Source organism: Acidaminobacter sp. JC074 (assembly GCF_022496765.1).
GTDB lineage: Bacteria > Bacillota > Clostridia > Peptostreptococcales > Acidaminobacteraceae > JABXKX01.
Map to the genome: position 1 here is coordinate 65,451 of NZ_VANV01000013.1, position 21,662 is coordinate 87,112.

General features: G+C 35.7%; 17 protein-coding genes and 1 pseudogene. 7 read left to right on the top strand and 11 right to left on the bottom strand.

Going from position 1 to position 21,662, the window contains the following annotated elements; genetic code table 11:
* Positions 1-4 precede the first annotated feature (4 nt).
* The 4 genes from EZV73_RS15365 to rlmD all read right to left on the bottom strand — a co-directional run bounded on the left by EZV73_RS15365 (position 5) and on the right by rlmD (position 4,300).
* A complete protein-coding gene (locus tag EZV73_RS15365; RefSeq protein WP_240841284.1) occupies positions 5-985 on the bottom strand; it encodes a DUF6017 domain-containing protein in 981 nt (326 codons plus the stop codon).
* Positions 986-999: 14 nt separating this feature from the next.
* Entirely contained in the window at positions 1,000-1,947 is a 948-nt protein-coding gene (locus EZV73_RS15370) for a ParB N-terminal domain-containing protein (RefSeq protein WP_240841285.1), read from the bottom strand.
* Positions 1,934-2,719, bottom strand: coding sequence for a ParA family protein (locus tag EZV73_RS15375; protein ID WP_240841286.1), 786 nt, complete (start codon positions 2,717-2,719; stop codon positions 1,934-1,936). Before EZV73_RS15375 ends, EZV73_RS15370 begins: the two co-directional genes overlap by 14 nt.
* A 231-nt stretch (positions 2,720-2,950) precedes the next feature.
* Entirely contained in the window at positions 2,951-4,300 is a 1,350-nt protein-coding gene (rlmD, locus tag EZV73_RS15380) for a 23S rRNA (uracil(1939)-C(5))-methyltransferase RlmD (protein ID WP_240841287.1), read from the bottom strand.
* Positions 4,301-4,493: 193 nt separating this feature from the next.
* Here rlmD and EZV73_RS28895 point away from each other — a divergent pair, with 193 nt between their 5' ends.
* Positions 4,494-5,873, top strand: coding sequence for a GerMN domain-containing protein (locus EZV73_RS28895; RefSeq protein ID WP_240841288.1), 1,380 nt, complete (start codon positions 4,494-4,496; stop codon positions 5,871-5,873).
* A gap of 24 nt (positions 5,874-5,897) precedes the next feature.
* Here EZV73_RS28895 and EZV73_RS15390 read toward each other — a convergent pair whose 3' ends face one another.
* Complete coding sequence (locus tag EZV73_RS15390) at positions 5,898-6,425, bottom strand: nuclear transport factor 2 family protein (RefSeq protein WP_240841289.1); 528 nt, start codon at positions 6,423-6,425, stop codon at positions 5,898-5,900.
* Between the two features lie 71 nt (positions 6,426-6,496).
* Entirely contained in the window at positions 6,497-6,919 is a 423-nt protein-coding gene (locus EZV73_RS15395; RefSeq protein WP_240841290.1) for a thioesterase family protein, read from the bottom strand.
* A 231-nt stretch (positions 6,920-7,150) separates the two neighbouring features.
* Between EZV73_RS15395 and msrB the strand changes: the two are divergent.
* From msrB to EZV73_RS15415, 4 genes and pseudogenes are all read left to right on the top strand, one after another.
* Positions 7,151-7,957, top strand: a pseudogene (msrB, locus tag EZV73_RS28995) (peptide-methionine (R)-S-oxide reductase MsrB); the annotation flags it as partial.
* A gap of 133 nt (positions 7,958-8,090) precedes the next feature.
* The gene (locus EZV73_RS15405; RefSeq protein ID WP_240841292.1) at positions 8,091-9,986 is read left to right on the top strand and encodes an aconitate hydratase; all 1,896 of its coding nucleotides are present in this window, start codon (positions 8,091-8,093) and stop codon (positions 9,984-9,986) included.
* Positions 9,983-10,963: an isocitrate/isopropylmalate dehydrogenase family protein gene (locus EZV73_RS15410; protein ID WP_240841293.1), complete on the top strand. Its 981-nt coding sequence runs from the start codon at positions 9,983-9,985 to the stop codon at positions 10,961-10,963. Before EZV73_RS15405 ends, EZV73_RS15410 begins: the two co-directional genes overlap by 4 nt.
* A complete protein-coding gene (locus EZV73_RS15415) occupies positions 10,941-12,227 on the top strand; it encodes a citrate synthase (RefSeq protein ID WP_240841294.1) in 1,287 nt (428 codons plus the stop codon). Before EZV73_RS15410 ends, EZV73_RS15415 begins: the two co-directional genes overlap by 23 nt.
* Positions 12,228-12,254: 27 nt before the next feature.
* Here the strand turns inward: EZV73_RS15415 and EZV73_RS15420 are convergent, their stop codons facing one another.
* The gene (locus EZV73_RS15420) at positions 12,255-14,495 is read right to left on the bottom strand and encodes a glycoside hydrolase family 3 C-terminal domain-containing protein (RefSeq protein ID WP_240841295.1); all 2,241 of its coding nucleotides are present in this window, start codon (positions 14,493-14,495) and stop codon (positions 12,255-12,257) included.
* Between the two features lie 8 nt (positions 14,496-14,503).
* Positions 14,504-15,832 (bottom strand): glycoside-pentoside-hexuronide (GPH):cation symporter, encoded by a 1,329-nt coding sequence (locus tag EZV73_RS15425; RefSeq protein ID WP_240841296.1) that lies wholly within the window; start codon positions 15,830-15,832, stop codon positions 14,504-14,506.
* 142 nt (positions 15,833-15,974) lie between these two features.
* On the opposite strand from EZV73_RS15425, the gene EZV73_RS15430 reads away from it, so the two are divergent.
* Together EZV73_RS15430 and brnQ are read left to right on the top strand one after the other, a co-directional pair.
* Entirely contained in the window at positions 15,975-16,781 is an 807-nt protein-coding gene (locus EZV73_RS15430) for an AraC family transcriptional regulator (RefSeq protein WP_240841297.1), read from the top strand.
* A 213-nt stretch (positions 16,782-16,994) separates the two neighbouring features.
* Positions 16,995-18,296 carry a branched-chain amino acid transport system II carrier protein gene (gene brnQ, locus EZV73_RS15435; protein WP_240841298.1) on the top strand — a complete coding sequence of 434 codons (1,302 nt, stop codon included), beginning with the start codon at positions 16,995-16,997 and terminating at the stop codon, positions 18,294-18,296.
* 29 nt (positions 18,297-18,325) lie between these two features.
* Here the strand turns inward: brnQ and EZV73_RS15440 are convergent, their stop codons facing one another.
* Genes EZV73_RS15440 through pfkA form a run of 3 tightly spaced genes read right to left on the bottom strand, consistent with a single transcriptional unit; the run spans position 18,326 to position 21,597 of the window.
* Positions 18,326-18,811, bottom strand: a complete 486-nt coding sequence (locus EZV73_RS15440; protein WP_240841299.1) for a GNAT family N-acetyltransferase — start codon at positions 18,809-18,811, stop codon at positions 18,326-18,328.
* A gap of 58 nt (positions 18,812-18,869) precedes the next feature.
* A complete protein-coding gene (pyk, locus tag EZV73_RS15445; protein ID WP_240841300.1) occupies positions 18,870-20,630 on the bottom strand; it encodes a pyruvate kinase in 1,761 nt (586 codons plus the stop codon).
* 7 nt (positions 20,631-20,637) lie between these two features.
* Positions 20,638-21,597: a 6-phosphofructokinase gene (gene pfkA / locus EZV73_RS15450; protein ID WP_240841301.1), complete on the bottom strand. Its 960-nt coding sequence runs from the start codon at positions 21,595-21,597 to the stop codon at positions 20,638-20,640.
* Positions 21,598-21,662 lie beyond the last annotated feature (65 nt).

Below are 21,662 nucleotides of genomic sequence, written 5' to 3' on the forward strand. Positions count from 1 at the left end.
CACCTCATCTCGAACCATACATATCATGATTAACCCTTGATCGATAATACTGATCTATTGTTGATGGTGCATTAAAGATCGTGGTAATTAAATAAGCCCTAATATTTTTTATCTTGGATGGATTTTCATTCATGCAATCCAAAATGTAATCTATGTGCTTTTGTCTAATTTCTAAAAATCTTTGTTTAACAATATCACCAGGTAATGCTACGCCATTAACACGAATAGTATCTTCTCTTGGTGTGCAAAGAACATCACACATAACACCAACAATATTATCAACATCCTTTAGGTTTATCTTGTCATAAACATAAACAACATTGTACTCAATATTTGCTTTTATGAGTTTCTCATATTCCAAATATTGATTAATCTCATCCTGTCCATCGTCTGTTTTTAGATTAGATTGGATATGATTAAATTCAGTATGATTATAATTAGTATTATTAGGGTCTAAATTTGGAACTTCTTGAAGTCTATTTTCTTGACCTACTGAAATATGATTATTAGACTCCTTGAAGTCTAATTTATGGACTTCTTGAAGTCTATTATTTAGACCTTCAGAAGTATGATTTTTAGACTTCTGGAATTCTCCAGTGTTTTCAAGGCTTCCAGTGTTTCCTAGGATGAAGTTTTTCACATAAATGATGTTTGGTCTTCCAAGTCCTTGACGCTTTTTTTCGATTAACCCTATGCCTTTTTTATCATCTAACTCAGCCATCATATTTACAGCCTTCTGTTTAGAACAATTCAAATTCTCTTGAATTTCTTCTACTGTAAAAATGATGTAAACCCTATTTTCTTTATCAAGCCAACCATTAGCTCGGGAAAGTGCCATACGATCTAATAACATACCGTACAGGACTTTAGATTCTGCTGATAACTTCCTAAATCTATTATCAGTAAATAGTACTTTGGGGATACGAAAAAAAGTGAATTGCTCTGATTCATTTCCATAATAATAGTCTAATTTTAGACCTGCCATTTTCTCCACCCCACTTAATTTTTAAAATACTTTACTAGTGCTTTTTCTATGATTTCTTCTACTTCATTTGGTGTATTATCTTTAAAATACTTTGTTATAATTTGACTTGAAACCTTCACCTTTTGATACGCTTTAGGTTTCATTTTTTTCTTTTCTACATCTATCAAGAACTTACTGATTTCTGTTTCATTTAGTTGTCCAGATCGATGTAATTTCTTTAGTTCATTAGCTTCATTTAAGCTCAATTTTTTGCTTAAATCTTCGCATTCCCTGTAAAGGTGTTTCTGAAGCTTTTTAGGTAAATAAGATAAAGATACACCCACCAATTTCTTAACTTTTTTATAATCTACAGCTTCTTTCCATTCACCTATCAACTTATTAAGCCTTAAAGTTCTAGCTACAGAACTAGATGACATATCATGCTCATTACCAACATTCTCTCTGTTATTTGTTGATGTTTTTTCTGAACTTTGAACATCATTATTCTCTAACATTTTAATCTCATTTTGAATATCAGTTCTTCTACCTTGACTAATCACATTCTTATATTGAACTTCTAAGACTGCAGCTTGTTCTGATGGATACATATCATTAAATGATCGTTGCATTAAATTGGTTTCAATTACATAGATATACGCTTCTTCATCTGTCAGATCTTCTTTGATAATTGATGGCACTGTTTTAAGTCCAGCAATTGTAGCAGCATTCATCCTATTATGACCAGCAAGCATTTCATATTGTCCTGGTCCGATTGGACGTATAATAACAGGATTTAAAACACCGTTATTTTTAATACTCTCAACCATATCATCAAGTCTTCTACCCTCATATGAGTGAAATGGATGATCTCTAAATTCTTGGATTAAATTTATCTCAATATCAGGTATTGTACTGTTATTTTCATCAAATCCAAATAGATCAACTGCATCTGTAATTTTTCTTCTAGGGCTATCTAATTTCACTATCTAACATCTCCTTTGCAAATTCTTGATAAGCTAAGCCAGCAGTTGATGAAGGCGAATACTCAGATATTGCTTGGCTATAATATATGGACTCACCAACTTTAACAGTTGTTGGTATCTGAGTATCAAAAATTTTGACCTTACCATCATATGCTTCACTCACTTGATCAGAAAGAACTTTTGTCAAATTCGTTCTTGTATCACACATGGTTAGAAGTATACCTTTGATTCCTAGTCTAGGATTGATACGTTTTTTTATTTTACTGATAGTCTTTAATAAATAATTAAGTCCCATCATTGCAAGTAATTGAGGATTAACTGTAATGATAACGCTATCTGCTGCACTTAATGCATTAATCGTTAAAGATCCTAAAGAAGGCGATGTATCAATCAATATGTAATCATAGTCCTCTTGTAAAGGCTCTAAGATCTCATATAAGATGCGTTCACTGCCCATTTCTAATTTCAAGTTAGCATCAACGACTGTCAGTAGAATACTTGATGGTATTAAATCTAAACCGTTCTTAGAAACAATATACTCTGACTTATCAGGAAGATTTTCATCTTCCATTTGCAGTGTCATTATATTAGCTATATTGGTTTCGATAGAATTCACATCTACTCCAAAACATGTGGTTAAGTTTGCCTGTCCATCGAAATCAATCATCAAAACTTTCTTACCTAACTGAACTAATGAATATCCTAAATTCAATGTTGTCGTCGTTTTAGCAACGCCACCCTTTTGATTTGCTATTGTGATTATCTCTGCCATTTCAATCCTCCTTGATTTTTGCATGTAAAAAGGGACACTTGTGTTAAAAGTATCCCTAAAATCTTAATTATTCTTATTTTTCATCTATAAAGTGCTTTGTATCACCTTCATCGAGGTATACCCCAACCGAAACATTGATTTTGCCAATTTCACGCTTTTCTCTAGTAAAATCCGCTTTTACTTCGAAAGTCCAGAAATCTACAAAGTGAGTAAATTCAACGATTTCAACGATTAATTTCTTTGCAGTGCCACAATGGTCTCCACGTGGGTAGTGAACGGGAAAAGGTCTACGGGCTGCACTTTTTCTACCGAGTACTTTTCTGACAGTATCTTTAAATCTCTTGCCAGTGTAGAAGGCTTACATGATACATAAACGACTTTCTTTGGTGCCATTTTAAGGATTGTATCCAACACCTCTTTTTCACACCCTTTTCTAGGTGGGTCTACAACAATGACATCAGCTTGATAACCTTTCTTATAAAGATCAGGTATGATTACTTCCGCTTTATCAGCATGAAACTCAGTATTATCAATTTGATTGTTCACTGCGTTTTCTTTTGCATCTTTAATAGCCACATCAATAAGCTCCACGCCTGTTACGCGTTTGGCTGCTTTTGCTAAGAATAAAGATATGGTACCAATACCACAGTAGATATCAAATACTTCATCGTCTTTGCTTATTTCAGCATACTCAAGGGCCTTATTGTATAGGACTTCTGTCTGAGATGGATTGACTTGTAAAAAAGACAATGGTGATATTTCAAACGAAAGATCTTCAATATAATCAGTAATCTTATCATCACCTAATAGCGTGATGTTATCATAACCCATGACTCTGTTGCCTTTAGAAGTGTTGATATTTTGAATAAAGGATTTTATCTCAGGGAATTCCTTGCTTAGTTCTATTGATAAATCTTTTAAGACAACTTGCTCTTCTTTAGAGTTGGTTACAAATATCAACATCATATCTTTTGTCTTAAAAGATATTCTAGTGACGATATGTCTTAAAATGCCTCTGTGCTTTTCCTCATTATAAATCTTTATATCTAAATTTTTAAGATGATTCTTCAAAGATTTCATCACCTTATTGACTAGCGGGTGCTGAACCATACACTGATCTATATCAACAACATCGTGGGTTCTCTGCTTGTAAAAACCAACTTGAATTCTTCCATCAACCATTCTGACAGGATACTGCGATTTATTTCTATAACAAATAGGCTCTTCCATACCAAGAACATCTTCAACTTCTACATCTAAACCACCAATGCGTTTCATAGCATCTTCCACTTGTTTCTTTTTTAGTTCAAGCTGTGAGTTATAATCAATCATCTGGGTTTGACAACCACCACATTTGGTATATGGACATGTTGGAACCTGTCTCATATTTGAGCCTTCAACAATCGAGTCAACAATGCCGATTGCATACTGCTTCTTGACTTTTATAATCTTAGCTGTCACCTTATCACCAGGTATACCGCCATGAACAAAAACAGTGAAGTCATCAACCTTTCCAATACCTTCTCCATTATCACCTAAATCTATTATTTCTATCTCATAACACTTATTTTTTTCTAACATACACCCTCCTGCCAGTCACTTATTATATCACAATTTTATGGGCTTGACACGCTTTCAAGATACTGATTTCACTTAATAAGCTTATATTAGACAAAATAAATATAAAATTGCAATTAATTCTGAATTATCGAGTAGCCAGATTTCACATTTTGCACTATAATGAGAGTATGTGAATACCTAGGAGGATTACGACGTGACGCGTTTATTTATAAATTTATTTTTTATTGTTATTGTTTGCTTTACCCTAGCTGCTTTGCCTATAAATACAGCAGCTTTAGAAATGCTTGATTTGGGCAGTATCTTTTCTTCTACCGATGAACCTGAAGAAGAAGTTGTGGTACCTGTCGATGAAGCATTTGTACCAAACTATGAAGTGACTTATCATACAGATAATTCAGATAGAATATATGATCCAACCAATATAGAATTAACACTTAAGACTAATATTCCATTAGAATATGAAAGTTCTTATAACTATAATGACATCAACATCACCTTATATCAAAATGAGCAAGTTTTTCAAATCCTTGGTCCTGATAAGATTATAAAGAGTGCTGATATTTCATATGAAAACGATATGGCCATGGTTGACTATGTCTTAGATCTTGACTACTACAGTCTTGGTTTAAATAGAGATGGCTTCTTCAGAGCTGAAGTGTCATTTAATGATAAAGACATACCAGCTTACTCATACGAAATTGCCTACAGACCAGAAATTGAGTATGTAAACAATGGTTCTGCTCAAAACAACGGCAACTTTATTTATAAGACATTCTTTAAAAATGAAGATGCTACACACTTAGTACCTGTTTATATGAGTGTAACTTATCCAGAAAGTATTACTGTAGAAGTTAGAAACAGACTTTATAACCCACCACCAATTGGTTATGGATTATCTACAGAGCCTGTTCTACCACAAAAATCTAGTATTCAAAAGCTTGGTGATGGTTACTATGGTGTATTTATGTATTCAAACGAAATTAACAAGATCATTGAAAACGACGTTGAAGCAGATTTAGCTGCCGAAGCCTTAATCAAATCACTGACAAGACTTCCACATATCGATAGATTATCATTATTTGTAGATGATCAGCAGTTAGCTAATACATTTTATAATGTAGATTTATCACAAGTTTATGAACAGGCAACATCGACTCAGGTTTATCTGTCTGAATCAAACTCTACTTCTAAAAGGTATTTGATTCCATTTGAAATTTCTGAAGATAATGTTTATGATGAGATCCTTTCAATCTTCAATACTTTAAAAACAGGTTACATTGACAACAAACAATGGACTCAAATCATTCCACCGGAAGTAGAAATGTCTACCTTCATGATAGAAGGTACAACCATTACAGCTGACTTCAATAGTGCTTTTCTAAAGGCTTATGAAGACAAGCCGGAATACAGAAGATTAATGATCAACGCTATACTCTATTCATTTACATCAAACCCTAATATCAACAAGGTATTGATTACTGTTGATGGTCAGGCGCTTGAAAACTATGGTGGCTATTCTTTCTTAGAACCACAATTAGAACCATCTTATATCAACTTTATTGGAGAATATTAAAAACAGCACTTAGGTGCTGTTTTCTTATTCTACTGGCATTGACCAGTGCAACATTTGTATTTTCCAGGAGTCTTCTTTTATTAGATGACCTGTAACAACCATATCAAAAGCATGGCCTACACCTAGATTCTTTTCCCTAACACGTCTGATACCATAATGAGAGGCTTCAAACATACGATCTGCTGCAGTCATCTCTTTTTTATCTAAAAGCTCTTTCATTTGAGACAGAAAAAAGCCCCACGTTTCTTCTGTCATTTCTACTTGCTCAAGTTCTGCACAAAGTGAAAAAGATGCTGCCTGACCGTGTTCTAAAAGTCTTAATGTTTCCATTTTAAAGTGAACCTTCCCCCAATAAGTCCAATCAGAAACAACAATCTCCTTTATCGCCTCTTTTCCAGTAAACCATTCATATTTACCTGGTTCTGTTGCGCCTATACCGATCATTTGCGTCATTTCATGATCTGAAAAAATGGACATAAAGTCATCAATTTTATTTAAGGGTCTTTCTTTGTACCCTTCAACTAATCTTTCAATAACATCTCTTGAGTTCATAACAACACCTCCTTAACTCTATCATAACCTAAAAAATAAGCTAGAAAAAAGAAAAAACAAGTAAAATCATTTTACTCGTTTTCAAAACATGTTATGACAAGCTTGTAAAGCTCAGGTGCTTTTTTCTTTAAGCTGATCGGTCTTAAGTTCTTATCAGTTGTCGCATGTTTGGTAAATCCCTCTACCAAAAGCGTATCAGTTTCTACATCATAAACTTGATACTTAAGCTCTATACGTACACCAGAGTGTGCTGCAATAGATGTTTTTACATAAACCTCTTCATCGTACTTGGCAGGTGCAAAATACTTACATCCTACTTCTATTACAGGAATCCAGTATCCCTCATCTTCTAATCTCTTATATGAATAACCCAGTTCCCTGAAAAAGCCTGATCTAGCTTGTTCAAACCAAGTGATGTAATTACCATGATAAATGACACCCATTTGATCGGTTTCTTCATATCTAGGTCTAATATACTCCTTATGATAAAACATAACTCACCTCCATGCCCTATTATACAAGACTTTAATTTATTAAGAAAGATTAAATGAACTTTTAAACTATACCATTATTGTATATAATGTATTCAAGGAGGCACTATGAAAATTAAATTAGTACTGGTCCTTATCATGCTAGTAGTCATCTCATCTCTGGTTTATCTGATAAACTCAGGTGATTCTGATTACGAATATGCTACATTTTCAGCAGGCTGATTTTGGGGCGTCGAATCGGGATTCGAAAAATATATAGGTGTCATCGATGCCGTATCTGGATTTAATGAACTTGAAGATGAAAATCCTATCTATGAACTCGTCAGTTTAGAATCAGAAGCTGTCAGAGTCTATTACGACCATGATATTTTAACATACGAAAATTTACTGGAGATCTTCTGGGAGTATCTAAATCCAGATGATGATTATACATCATGTTATGCTAAGGTCTTCTATGAAACAGAAGAAGAAAGACAAATTGCAGAAAACTTCTTTTCTGATAAGACAGATGATATAAGGATACTAAAATCTACAGGCTTTCATATTGCCGAAGAAAGACACCAAGATTACTATAAAACTGAAGCTACAATAGATTTTCATGAAGCTTTTAACAAATTTAACAAGGAGGAAAGAATAGAAATGTTAACTGATTTACAAAAACATGTTACTCAAGAAGATGGTACTGAACCTCCATTTAACAATGCATATTGGGATAACGAAGACGAAGGTATTTATGTAGATATTGTCTCTGGTGAACCTTTATTCTCTTCTACCCACAAATATAAGTCTGGTACTGGATGGCCCAGCTTTTACGATGTACTTGTAGAAGAAAACTTTACTTTCCATGAAGACAACAAACTCTTCTCTACTCGAACAGAAGTCAGAAGTAAAAAAGGCGATTCCCACTTAGGTCATCTATTTAATGACGGCCCTCAACCAACAGGACTTAGATACTGTATGAACTCCGCATCACTTAGGTTTATTTCTAAAGATGATTTAGAAAAAGAAGGCTACGGTGATTTCCGATATTTATTTGAATAACACATCTCCTTATTAAGAGGACCCTATTCAGGGTCTTCTTTTTATGTATATTTATTTATATTTTATGCATAAATATGTTGACAGGTGAATTTTTTATCAGTATAATCGTATACAATTATACAAAGGAGGCTATATGGGCAAGAATCTTACATATAAAATTTTGGAGAATAAACTACTACAAGGCCAGCTAGAAGCGGGTTCTGAAGTTGTTTTAAAGGTTGATCAAACCCTTACTCAAGATACAACAGGTACAATGGCATATTTACAACTAGAAGCCATGAAAGACGTTAAACGTCAAACAGAACTTTCAGTTGCCTACATCGATCACAACACTTTGCAACTAGGGTTTGAAAATGCTGATGATCATGAATATATCAGGTCTGTCTGTGAAAAATACGGGATTATCTATTCAAAGGCAGGCAATGGTATATGTCACCAGCTTCACTTAGAAAGATTTTCTAGACCGGGCATTGTACTCATAGGCTCAGATTCTCATACACCAACCAGTGGCGGTATGGGAGCACTTGCTATAGGTTCCGGTGGTTTAGACATAGCCATTGGTATTGCAAAGGGCTATTATTACTTAACAGTGCCTAAGGTTTTAAACGTTAAACTTACAGGCAAGCTAAGTGGTGCTTCAGCCAAGGACATCATTTTGACGGTTCTTGAAAAACTATCTGTTAAAGGCGGTGTGGGTTATGTTATAGAATATTCAGGTCCTGGTGTAAAAACACTCTCTTTAACTGAGCGCGCAACCATTACCAACATGGGCACTGAACTTGGCGCAACCACTTCTATCTTCCCAAGTGATGATGAGACTTTAAAATATTTACAAAAGCAAGGTAGAGAAGATGATTACACCCCATTAGCTGCTGATGACGATGCAGTCTACGATTATGTTTTAGAGATCAACTTAAGTGAAATTGAGGCAAAGATTGCCTGTCCTCACAGTCCAGATAATATTAAGACTGTTAAATCTCTAGAAGGTTTGAAAATCAATCAGGTTGCAATTGGGTCCTGTACCAACTCATCTTATGATGACTTGATGAAAGTAGCCAGTATCTTAAAAGGGAAAAAAGTACACCCTAATGTCAGTCTCGTTATTTCGCCAGGTTCTAACAGTATTGTACAGATGCTTGCAAACAATGGGAGCCTAACAGATATGATACAGGCTGGTGCAAGAATACTAGAAGCTTCGTGCGGACCATGTATCGGCATGGGACAAGCACCTAAATCTGGTGGTGTTTCACTTAGAACCTTTAACAGAAATTTTAAAGGCCGCTGTGGCACTAGCACTGCTGATGTCTATTTGGTAAGTCCAGAAACAGCAGCCATCAGTGCACTTAAGGGTGTTTTGACGTCACCCGAAAACTTAGGACTTGAAAGTCATGAACCAGATTTTTATCTTGTTAATGACAACTATTTCATCCATTACGAAGGAAATCCGGGTGCTGAGATAGTTAGAGGACCAAATATCCATCCTTTCCCTATCGGACAAGCCAAAGATAAATATATTCATGGTAGTGTTTTATTTAAGGGTTCTGATAACATCACAACAGATGATATTGTCCCTTCAAATGCAAAACTTCTACCTTTAAGATCTAATATTCCAGAGCTTTCAAAACATATGCTGAGTACTTTAACACCTGATTTTTATATAAAATCCCAGTCATGTGATGACAGTATTTTAATTGCTGGTGAGAATTATGGTCAAGGTTCTTCTAGAGAACATGCTGCCCTTTTACCTCTTCACTTAGGTGTTAAAGCCATCGTGGCAAAATCTTATGCGAGAATTCATAAGAAAAACTTGATCAACTCAAGCATTTTGCCTTTGGTATTTGAAGATACGAAGGACTATAAAAAAATCAATGAAGGCGACGAACTGAGAGTCAATTTAAAGAACTTAGAAGCAATACTCGTTGATAATATCACTAGAGATGAAGTTTATAAGGTAAAACTGGAATGCTCCTCTAGAGAGCTTAATGTATTAATGAGCGGCGGCGCAATTAAGTATGAGGAGGCAAAATGAATATTACACTGATACCAGGAAACGGCATTGGTCCAGAAATAGTTTCCTCTACAAGAAAAATCATCGATTCTATGAAACTTGATATAAAATGGGACGAAAAGCACATCACGACTAGAACACTTACTGACGACTTAATTGATAGTATCAAGTCAAATAAGGTTGCTTTAAAAGGACCACTTGCCACACCAATTGGCCATGGTCACAAGTCATTAAATGTACAGCTAAGACAAGCCTTTAAACTTGGCGTCAACTTCAGACCTGTAGAAGACTTAAGAAGTGACCTTGATCTGGTTATCTTTAGAGAAAATACAGAAGGTTTATACATTGGTGAAGAAATCAAAATTTCAGAGGATGAATACCATGCCAATAGAATCATTACCAGACAGGCATCATCTAATATCATTACCGCAGCATTTGAATATGCCAAACGTCACAATAGAAAAAAGGTAACCTTGGTCCATAAGGCCAATATCCTCAAGTTAACTGATGGTCTTTTCTTATCAGTAGGCAAAGAAATTTCAGCATCCTATAAAGACATTGAGTTTGAATCACTTATTGTTGATAATATGTGCATGCAGTTGGTTTTAAAGCCGAGTCAGTTTGATGTCATTGTTGCACCCAATCTTTATGGTGATATACTCTCTGACTTATGCGCAGGCCTAATAGGTGGCTTAGGGGTCGTGCCTGGTGCTAATCTTTCTGATGAAATTGCCATATTTGAAGCTGTTCATGGTACAGCACCTGATATCGCAGGTAAAGATCTTGCTAATCCAATCAGTTTATTGTTATCAGCCTGTTTGATGTTGGACCATATAGGTTACAAGGCTCATGCTAAAATGTTAAGGACAGCTATTAAACAAGCGGTCAATAACAATCAAACGACTAAGGATTTAGGCGGTCATCATACCTGTACATCATTTACCGACTACATCATAAATCAACTGGAGGTGTTAAATGTTGAATCCTTTAATGATTGAAAAAGCACTAACATGTAACACCATCCCTAAAGAGCTCTTCAAAACTCACAATGTTAAGTCGGGACTAAGAAACTCAGATGGTACAGGTGTCCTTGTTGGACTGACGAAAATAGGTAATGTCAAGGGATACGACTTAGTCGATAGTCAAGTCATCCCTTCAAATGGACAACTAACTTATAGAGATCATAATATCCATGACATCATCAAAAGATACGAAGGCAGTACCTGCTTTGAACAAACTGCCTACCTTCTTCTATTTGGTCATTTTCCAGATGAAGAGGAATTAGAGTCTTTCAACAAGCTACTCAGTGAATCCAGGACATTGCCTCCGGATTTTACTGAAAATATGATTTTAAAGAACCCAAGCAAGAGTATTATGAATAAGATACAAAGGTCTTTACTAGTCCTCTATTCATACGATGACAAGGCTGAAGATATGACACTTTCGAATCAGCTGATGCAGTGCATACGCTTAATCGCTTTTATGCCAACCATCATTTCATATGGCTATCATGCAAAAGCCCATTACTTTCAATCTAAAAGTTTGTATATTCACAAACCTGATTTAATGAAAAAAACGGCAGCCAATATACTCCATATGCTTAGACCGGACAACTCATACACACCACTTGAAGAACATGTTCTTGATCTTCTTTTGGTCCTTCATGCAGAACATGGCGGTGGTAACAATTCCACATTTACAACCACGGTTGTCACTTCAACAGGTACCGATACCTACTCTGCTATGGCAGCTGCGGTAGGCTCACTAAAGGGTCCTAAACATGGTGGTGCCAACGAACTTGTAGGCTCTATGATTGATGATATAATCAAGAACTGTAACTACAAGAACAAGGATGACTTAAGAGACTACCTTCTTAACATCATGGATAAAAAAACAGACAATCACAGAGGGCTTTTATATGGCCTCGGTCATGCTGTTTATACAAAGTCTGATCCTAGAGCTGAAATTCTTAAAGCCAAAGCAAAGGCTTTGGCTATAGAAAAGAACAAACTAGAAGTCTATGACTTATACGAATCTATCGAAAACACGGGTAAGTCACTTATTTATGATTTGAAAAATAAGCACATCTGCGCCAATACTGATTTCTATGCAAATCTGGTATATAGATTACTTGAAATCCCAAAAGACCTCTATACACCTTTATTTGCAACCGCTCGTATCGTTGGTTGGTCAGCTCATAGACTTGAAACACTTTTATCCAATCCAAGAATTTTACGTCCAGCTTACAAGTACATTAAATAAGGAGTTACGAAAGTAACTCCTTGTTTCTTATTGATTAAGTTGATAAATCAATCCTTCAAGTTCCGTTTCAGACATGCCACCGAACATCAGCAAGTTTCTAAGTGTCAAGGATGCTATAAAACCTTCTAAGGCATCTCCTTGAATCACGCCAGAACCGCCCATCATTTCAGCTATCTTACCTACGACCTGGTCTACCATTGCTTTGCCTACCGGATGGTCTTTAAGTTCATCAAGAGACGTATTTCTTGTATAAACTTTCTTTATAACTTGTGTGGATGTAACATTTATAAGCCTCTCAAGGTGAATCTGATCCACAGAAGAACCAACCATCAATTTAAAGTCACCTGTTGCTACATGCCAATCTTTTATATCAACATTGTAATAGGCAAATGCTCTTTTACTCAATTTAAAAGTTACTGTCTTGATTTGACCTGGTTTCAACTCAACTTTAACAAACTCTTTTAGTTCTTTTTCAGGTCTAATCACAATAGGATTCATCTCTTTTACATAAACTTGTACTACTTCTTTTCCTAGTCTATTACCAGTATTTTTAATATCAACAGACAATGTCACAAACTCAGTATCATTTATCTGATCCTTATCCAGGCTTAAATTGCTGTATTCAAAACTTGTATAAGATAAGCCATGACCAAATGAAAAGAGTGTTTTCATTTCTTTTGCCTCATAATATCTATAACCTACAAAAATTCCTTCTTGATACATAACCTTTGTCTCTTTACCTGGGAAGTTAAGTGAAGACGGATTGTCTTTCATCTTAATAGGAAAGGTCTCTGCTAATTTACCCGAAGGATTTACATGACCATATAAGATATCAGCAATTGCCGCACCGCCAGCTTGACCACCTAAATAGCCTTCTAAAAGGCCTTGAACTTGATCAACCCATGGCATTTCGATAGGTGAGCCATTAGCCAATACCACAACCACTTTATCACTTACCTGACTTACTCTATCGATTAAGTCAAGCTGATTCTCTGGTATAGACATATGACTTCTATCATAACCTTCCGATTCATATCTTTCTGGAAGCCCAGCAAATATGACAACAAGGTCATTTGAATGAACAAGCTCTAAAGCGTGATCAACCAGCTTGTCATCCACTTGATCTTCTGAGAGATTGTAACCTTTGGCATATGATATATTGCCAAGTGCTTGAAGTGAATCCAATGCACTATGTAGATAGGTTGGATTGATGTGTGAACTACCGCCACCTTGATATCTAGATGCCACTGCCAATTCACCAAGAACAGCTATTTTCTGGTCACTTGATAAAGGTAAGATGTCATGGTCGTTTTTTAATAAAACCATACACTCAGAAGCCACTTTTTTTGCCAAGTCATCATGCTCTTTTTTATCATAGGTCACCTGGTTTTGTTTTTCACTTCCTTTATAAGCAAGATCAAGAACACGTGCAACCACTTTATCTAAAGCTTCACCACTTAAGTCGCTATTATTAACAGCATCAACAATTTTTTGATCATTTCTACCACCATTACCTGGCATCTCTAAATCCATGCCTGCTTTTATACCTTGAATACGATCATCTTCAGCACCCCAGTCTGAGATGACTAAACCTTCATAACCCCATTCATCTCTAAGAATTTCTGTTAAGAGTCTATGATTATCACTACAGTAAACACCATTAAGCTTATTGTATGCAGACATCACTGTCCATGGTTTAGCTTCCTTAATAGCAGTTTCAAAACTGGCTAAATAGATTTCTCTTAAAGTTCTTTCATCAACAATGGTATCCACATTCATTCTCTTGTATTCTTGATTGTTGGCAGCAAAGTGTTTAATAGATGTGCCTACACCTTGACTTTGTACACCTAAAATATGATGTTTGGCAATTTGTGATGACAGATAAGGGTCTTCTGAAAAATACTCAAAGTTTCTGCCACATAAAGGTGAACGTTTGATGTTAACACCTGGACCTAATAAGACCGATACATCCTCTGATTGACTTTCTTCACCAAGGGCTTTACCGACTTCTTCTAATAGATCTCTATCCCATGAAGAAGCCAAACTGACACCTGATGGAAAACAGGTTGTTTTTATGGATTCATTTAATCCCAGATGATCGGATTCCCCGGCTTGCTTTCTAAGACCGTGTGGGCCATCGGTTACCATAATAGAAGGAATTCCTAATCTTTCGATGTCTTGTGTTGTCCAGAAATCTTTACCAGAACAAAGTGATGCTTTTTCTTCTAATGTCAATTCTTTTAACCACTCATTTACCTTTTTACTCATTTTTTCTCCTAACTCGCTTTCATCTGCATTTCATCTATCATTCTTTTTACGTCTGCTTCCTCTAAATCATAAAACTTGTAAATTATAACAAAACCAATAACCATACCTATTACAGGATATAAGGTCATCAACTTCCATATGCCATTCATGGCTCTTTCAGATTGTGCGGCATTGGCAACATAACCATAATAACCTAATAACATTGTACCGAAAAAACCAGCAAATGCGGTACCTAGTTTGGTAGAAAATGTTTGAATAGAAAATGTAATTCCTTCATTTCTTTTACCAGTTACATAAGCACCATATTCAGCACAATCTGCTGAAAAAAGTCCCATCATCATCATTGGCGTATAAAGGGCAAATCCTTTTATAAAACTTAAAACCAAGAACAACGCAAAATTACTATAACCTATAAAATATTGGGCCAAGGTTACTAAGATGCCTACACCTGTTGTCACCAAAAATAGCTTTTTCTTTCCCATCATTGTAATCAGTTTAGGTAGAAAAACCGGAATAATCATCATAGGTAGAATACCGACCAACATCACGACTGAAAACAAGTCAAAATTACCAAGATTGTAAGTTGCGAAATAAGTCCCTACTGCAGAGCCCGTATTAAAACTCATCATGACAATAAAAGCACTGTAATAAATCAACAAATACTTATTTTTATATACCGCTTCAAACATTGTCTTAATCGAAACGTTTTCCTGACGGTCATAAACAATTCTCTCTTTTGTAAAAAATCTTATAGGAATCATTGTAACAAGTGCTATTGCCATTAAGACAAGTGTCGCACCAGTCCATCCTAAAGCACCGATAATAGGTGCAGCTGCTACAGAGGCAATCATGCCAGCTATACCGGCAGCCAAACGTCCTATAGAAATAAGACTTACACGTTCATCCAAATTATCTGTCATGGCTGTTGCCAGGGCAAAGATAGGTACATCACTTACTGTATAAATCATGCCCCATAAGATATAAGTAACATAAGCATAAATTAAGTTGCTAGTAGAACTACCACCTATATTGTAAAACAAGGCTATGGTAACAAGTGGCATTAAAACTGCTACTGCATTGATCCAGGGCTTAAACCTTCCACCTTTTAAGTTACATTTATCCACTAAAGCACCCAGCATAGGATCATTGACCGCATCCCATACTCTTGCTACTAAAAACAATGTTGCTACTGCGGCTGGTGCAAGTCCTACTTCATCCGTATAAAACTGTGCTAAAAATGACAAGACCAAGATATATATAATATTTTGACCCACAAAAAAACTTCCGTAGGACATCCGTTCTGATCTTGTAGTTAGTAAACCTGCTTGCTTATTCATATTCCTCCCATCCCTATTTTGACTATTTAATTTCCTGTGTTATAATGGCACCATCTATGAATATGATATATTTTTTGAAAATTAAAATATATCAATCTTCTTACATGTTATATAACAGATTTTACATTAAGGATGTGTTTGTATGTTTATTGGTAATTTAAAACTGAATGATCTACTGAATTCTCCTAAGATTTCTGATATGCTCTTAAGAGATGATTCCATGTTCCAAGAACACGCTTATAGCAATGCTACACACCATCCTTTCGAGTTAGAAAAGGAATTGTATGCAGCTATCATTGAAGGGGATGTTGATCAAGTAGAGGAAGTTGGGCGAAAATATAATGAGTATCATGTAGCTAACTTATGTAAAAATAATACCATCCGTTCTCTAAAGAATAATTTAATATGCTCTTGTGCCTTGATAACCAGAGTGGCCATTCAGTCTGGTCTGAATGAAAGATATGCTTATTTTCTAAGTGATCTATATATCAATAAAATCGAATCCTTGATAAGTGAAGACGCAATTGTCAATCTCAACTCAGTCATGATATTGGATTTTATGAGTCAAATAAAAAAGGGCATTATTTCAAAGGAAAAACACTATTCGGAACTGACCAATGAAGCCATTTCTTATATTGAAAAAAATCTATGTAAGCAAATAACCTTGCAGGATGTCTCTACTTCTATCAATGTCAACAACTCTTATTTATCTAGAGTCTTTAACAAAGATACTGGTATGAGTTTTAGTCAATATGTGCATGAAAGTCGAATAAAGAAGGCAAAACATCTGCTTCTATTCTCCGATTCAACTTTGATTGAGATTTCTACAAAACTTGGCTACTGTACACAAAGTTACTTCAACAAAACTTTCAAAAAGTTTACTGGTCATACACCCATGCAATTTAAGGAGATGAATCTGAACATAAGGGACAAATCCTTTCAATTTTAACCACCTACTTGGTGGTTTTTTTAGACTTACAATAGGCTAAAATGCTGAGTTCTTATAATTTTTCGTTATATTTTTAACAATATATCTTTATATTCTAAATTGTCTGAATATAGTTATTTCAGTTATTTAACAGCTTTTTCTCTTGATTTATTTAAAATAAGGCGTATAATCCTAGGTGTAAATATGTTAAATTTTTAACGAAAGGATCATACTATGAAAAAGACAGACATTCTTATTTTAGGTTTAGCATTATTCGCCATGTTTTTTGGCGCTGGTAACTTAATATTTCCACCTGCAATTGGTAATCTAGCAGGTAGCGATTATATACTTGCCATAATCGGTTTCTTTATAACTGGCATCGGCATGCCTATACTAGGCATCATGGCAGTCATAAAAGCTGGTGGCTCAATATCTGATTTTGGTAAACATGTAGGACCAACATTTTCAACTGTATTTGGACTGATCATAGCACTGATTTTAGGACCATTCATGGGTGTACCTAGAACAGGTGCAACAACATTCGAAATGGGGATTCAGCCAATATTACCTTCTGTACCAGCTTGGATAATCATACTTATTTTCTTTGCATTAACTTGGTTATTATCTATCAAACAATCATCTATTATAGATATCATCGGAAAATGGATGACCCCTATATTGGTTACACTTTTAGTTTTCATAGTTGGCCTGGGCATCTTCAAAGGCATTGGTTCACCAATTACTCAAAACAAAGATGCTTTTAAAATCGGTTTTACAGGCGGTTATCAAACCATGGACTTATTTGTTGCCATCATGCTGGGCTCGATTATATTAAAAACACTAAAGGATAAGGGCTATCACCAGAGCAAGTTTTTCTCTATCACATGGCGAGCAGGTATCATTGCTGCTATTGGACTGGCTTTAATCTACGGTGGACTACTTGTGCTAGGTGCCAATGGACAAACACTTTTAGCAGGCATCGACAGCAGATCACTGATGACTGTAACGATTGTACAAGCAATTTTAGGAAATATCGGAAGCATTTTATTAGGGGTATGTGTTTCATTTGCATGTTTAACAACATCTATTGGTATCACAGCAGCTGCCAGTGAGTTCTTTGATCAAATCACACCTAAGTATGTCAAGTACAATATGATTGTAACCTTAAGTGTAATCGTCTCGGGCCTAATGGCCATGGGCGGTGTGGAGTTCATTGTTTCTGTTGCAGGACCACTCTTAACAATTATCTACCCTATGGGCATTGTGCTTGTCTTTCTTAACCTATTTGGTCAACACATCAAGCATAAAAGTGCCTTCAAATGGACAGTTGTTGCGACAAGCTTAATCAGTCTTCCACAAGGCTTAAGTGAACTGGGGATATTAACTCAAACAATCAATGAGCTTTTGGAACTCTTACCACTTAACTCATTGGGTTTACCATGGGTAATACCAGCAATCATAGGCTTTGGACTGGCAAATATCTACTATGAAAGCAAGAACAGAACGACTAAAAAAAGAATACAACCGCAATACTAAAAATATAACCAGCACAAGTGTGCTGGTTATTATAGTTTTCTTCCAAAATAAAGATGATCACATGTATGATTGTCAAACTCTGCTATAGCTTTTATGCGTCCCCACTCCTCGAAATCATATTTTCTAAGCAGGCCCTTACTGGCTTCATTCACATCTAGTAAAATAGCAACGATTGTCTTGTAATTAAGTCTTTTAGCCTCATCTATCATAAAGCTTAATAATTTGCTTCCTATGCCCTTTCCTGTAGCTTCAAGGTCTAAATAGTAACTGACCTCAACAGTTCCGTCCATAGCCCTTCTACCGGGTCTATAAGCTGAAAGATAAGCATAGCCTATTACAGTCTCCTCTTCAGCTACATATAGTGGATATTTATCATCTCTCGCTTCAAACCAAGCCCGTCTTTCTTCTACTGTAAATGTATCCATATCAGCTGTACATTTTTGCGTTAAAATCGCTTGGTTGTAAATATCAGTTAAAATCTTCAAATCATCTTTTCTTGCTCTTCTTATTTTCATGACACCCCTCCAAAACCATCATAACATAAAAGGACAGCCATTTGGCTGTCCCAATTAATTAAAATACTCTTGTTCTACCTTCATAAACAATACCCTTGTTTGAATCTAATGTGATTTCTTGACCATCTTCAATTCTTTCAGTTGCATTGTTAGCACCAACTACTGTTGGGATTTCAAGGTTTAAAGCAACGATAGCACCATGAGAAGTGTAACCACCCTCTTCGATTACCATACCAGCAGCTTTTTCGATGAATGGCATTAAGTCTCTGTCTGTTACTTGAGTAACTAAAATGTCGCCTTCTTTGAACTTAGCTTTTGCTTCTTCAACCGACTTAACCACACAAGCATTACCTGTGATTGCAGTTCTACCAAGACCAAGACCTCTTAAAAGGATCTCACCTACGATTTGAACCTTCATTAAGTTAGTTGCACCTGTTACACCAATTGGTACACCAGCAGTGATAACTACTAAATCACCCTTCTTAATGTAACCAGCTTCTTTAGACTTGTTTACACCCATTTCGAAGATTTCATCTGTAGATGTAGCCATATCAACTAGTACTGACTCAACACCCCAAACTAATGATAATTTTCTTCTTACTCTCTCGTTCATTGTTGTAGCAATGATTGGTGCTTTAGGTCTAAACTGCGAAACTTTTCTAGTAGTAAAACCAGAAGATGTTGCAGTGATAATTGCAGCTGAATCTAAGTTAAGTGCTGTGTTACAAGTTGCATGAGAAACAGCAAATGTTACACCAGCTTCTACTAATTCTTCTGACTTCTTATTTAATAATGCTTTGTAATCCATAGTTGATTCCATTTTTCTAGCAATGTTAGCCATTGTTTGAACAGATTCAACTGGGTACTTACCAGCAGCAGTCTCACCAGATAACATGATAGCATCTGTACCATCTAAGATTGCATTCGCAACGTCAGTTACTTCTGCTCTTGTTGGTCTAGGGTTTCTTTGCATAGAATCTAACATTTGTGTCGCTGTGATTACTGGCTTACCAGCTAAGTTACACTTAGAAATCATAAGCTTTTGAGCTAGAGGTACATCTTCAGTAGGAATTTCAACACCTAAGTCACCACGCGCTACCATGATACCATCAGATACTCTGATGATTTCATCTAAGTTATCCATACCTTCTTGGTTCTCAATTTTAGAGATAATATGAACATCTTGTAAATCACTTGATTCTAAGATTTTTCTAATTTCTAATACGTCAGCAGCTTTTCTAACAAATGAAGCTGCAATAAAATCAATACCATTTTCTAAACCGAAACGGATATCTGCTTCGTCTTTAGGCGTAATCGCAGGTAAGTTGATCTTAACACCTGGTACGTTAACACCCTTATGGTTTTTAACTTGACCTGTGTTCATTACAGTAGTAACAATATCGTTACCCTTCACTTCTTCAACTCTTAAACCTACTAAACCATCATCAATAAGAATTGTATCACCTTTTACTACGTCTGCAGGAAGACCTTCATACGAAATTTGGCATTTATCTTGAGTACCAACAAACTCGTCAGTTGTAAGTGTGAATGTTTGACCTTCTTCAAGCACTACAGGCTCGTGGAACTTACCAGTTCTGATTTCAGGACCTTTAGTATCTAATAAGATAGCTACAGGCTTGTTTAATTCTCTTCTTACTTCTTTAATCATTTCAATTCTTGCAAGGTGCTCAGCATGGTCACCATGTGAGAAGTTCAGTCTTGCAACATTTAAACCATTCTCAACAAGTTTAGAAAATACTTCTTTCTTCTCACTTGCAGGGCCAATGGTACAAACAATTTTAGTTTTTTTCATATTCATACTCTCCTTAAATTGATAGCATTTGAGCTAATTCATACATTTTCTTATTTAGACGATCATTTGGTTTTACAGCATCTTCTAAAGAAACATCAATGATGTCGTTGCCATCGATACCAACGGCACGACCACCTTTTCCTTCCATTAGAAGTTCTACAGCTCGGTTACCAAAGCGGCTAGCAATTATTCTATCAAATGCTGTTGGTATACCACCACGTTGTAAATGCCCAATAATCGATACTCGTGTATCCATATCTATTTTATCTTTGATTGCATCAGCAATATCATATGGCTTGCCAACACCTTCAGCAACCAAGATGATATTGTGAAGTTTACCTCTGTTTTTTCCTTGAAGAAGTTTTCTGCAAACCTCATCTATATCAAAGTCTACTTCTGGAATAATAATTGTTTCTGCACCACCTGCAAGTCCTGCATGTAATGCAATGTCACCACAATGTCTTCCCATTACTTCAACGATATTTGCTCTACCATGAGATGATGATGTATCTCTTAAGTTACCTATGGCGTTTACAACCGTATTGATTGCAGTATCAAATCCAATTGTATAGTCAGTGTAACCTAAGTCATTATCTATAGTGCCTGGAATACCTATTGTAGGAAAACCATTTTGCCATAATTTGAAGGCACCATTGTATGAACCGTCACCGCCACATACGACTAAGCCGTCAATGTTGAAGAGCTTTAACATATCCAGCCCCTTTTGAAGGCCTTCCTCAGTCTTAAACTCTAGACATCTAGCAGACTGTAATATGGTACCACCTCTATGTATAATATCACCAACTGATGAAACATCCATATCAAAGATGTCTCCTTCTATTAAACCTTGATAACCTCTTCTAATACCTGATACTTTTAACCCATTAAATATTGCCACACGAACAACAGCTCTAACGGCTGCATTCATACCTGGTGCATCTCCACCACTTGTTAAAATCCCGATTCTTTTCATGTTTTTCACTCCAATCATTGTTATGATTTTTGTCAGTTGGTACGTTATCGTCCCGGACACAAAAT

Coding starts and splice junctions, on each gene's coding strand:
- EZV73_RS15365 (WP_240841284.1), bottom strand. CDS start 985: ATGGCAGGTCTAAAATTAGACTATTATTATGGAAATGAATCAGAGCAA.
- EZV73_RS15375 (WP_240841286.1), bottom strand. CDS start 2,719: ATGGCAGAGATAATCACAATAGCAAATCAAAAGGGTGGCGTTGCTAAA.
- rlmD (WP_240841287.1), bottom strand. CDS start 4,300: ATGTTAGAAAAAAATAAGTGTTATGAGATAGAAATAATAGATTTAGGT.
- EZV73_RS15390 (WP_240841289.1), bottom strand. CDS start 6,425: ATGAACTCAAGAGATGTTATTGAAAGATTAGTTGAAGGGTACAAAGAA.
- EZV73_RS15395 (WP_240841290.1), bottom strand. CDS start 6,919: ATGTTTTATCATAAGGAGTATATTAGACCTAGATATGAAGAAACCGAT.
- EZV73_RS15405 (WP_240841292.1), top strand. CDS start 8,091: ATGGGCAAGAATCTTACATATAAAATTTTGGAGAATAAACTACTACAA.
- EZV73_RS15410 (WP_240841293.1), top strand. CDS start 9,983: ATGAATATTACACTGATACCAGGAAACGGCATTGGTCCAGAAATAGTT.
- EZV73_RS15415 (WP_240841294.1), top strand. CDS start 10,941: ATGTTGAATCCTTTAATGATTGAAAAAGCACTAACATGTAACACCATC.
- EZV73_RS15420 (WP_240841295.1), bottom strand. CDS start 14,495: ATGAGTAAAAAGGTAAATGAGTGGTTAAAAGAATTGACATTAGAAGAA.
- EZV73_RS15425 (WP_240841296.1), bottom strand. CDS start 15,832: ATGAATAAGCAAGCAGGTTTACTAACTACAAGATCAGAACGGATGTCC.
- EZV73_RS15430 (WP_240841297.1), top strand. CDS start 15,975: ATGTTTATTGGTAATTTAAAACTGAATGATCTACTGAATTCTCCTAAG.
- brnQ (WP_240841298.1), top strand. CDS start 16,995: ATGAAAAAGACAGACATTCTTATTTTAGGTTTAGCATTATTCGCCATG.
- EZV73_RS15440 (WP_240841299.1), bottom strand. CDS start 18,811: ATGAAAATAAGAAGAGCAAGAAAAGATGATTTGAAGATTTTAACTGAT.
- pyk (WP_240841300.1), bottom strand. CDS start 20,630: ATGAATATGAAAAAAACTAAAATTGTTTGTACCATTGGCCCTGCAAGT.
- pfkA (WP_240841301.1), bottom strand. CDS start 21,597: ATGAAAAGAATCGGGATTTTAACAAGTGGTGGAGATGCACCAGGTATG.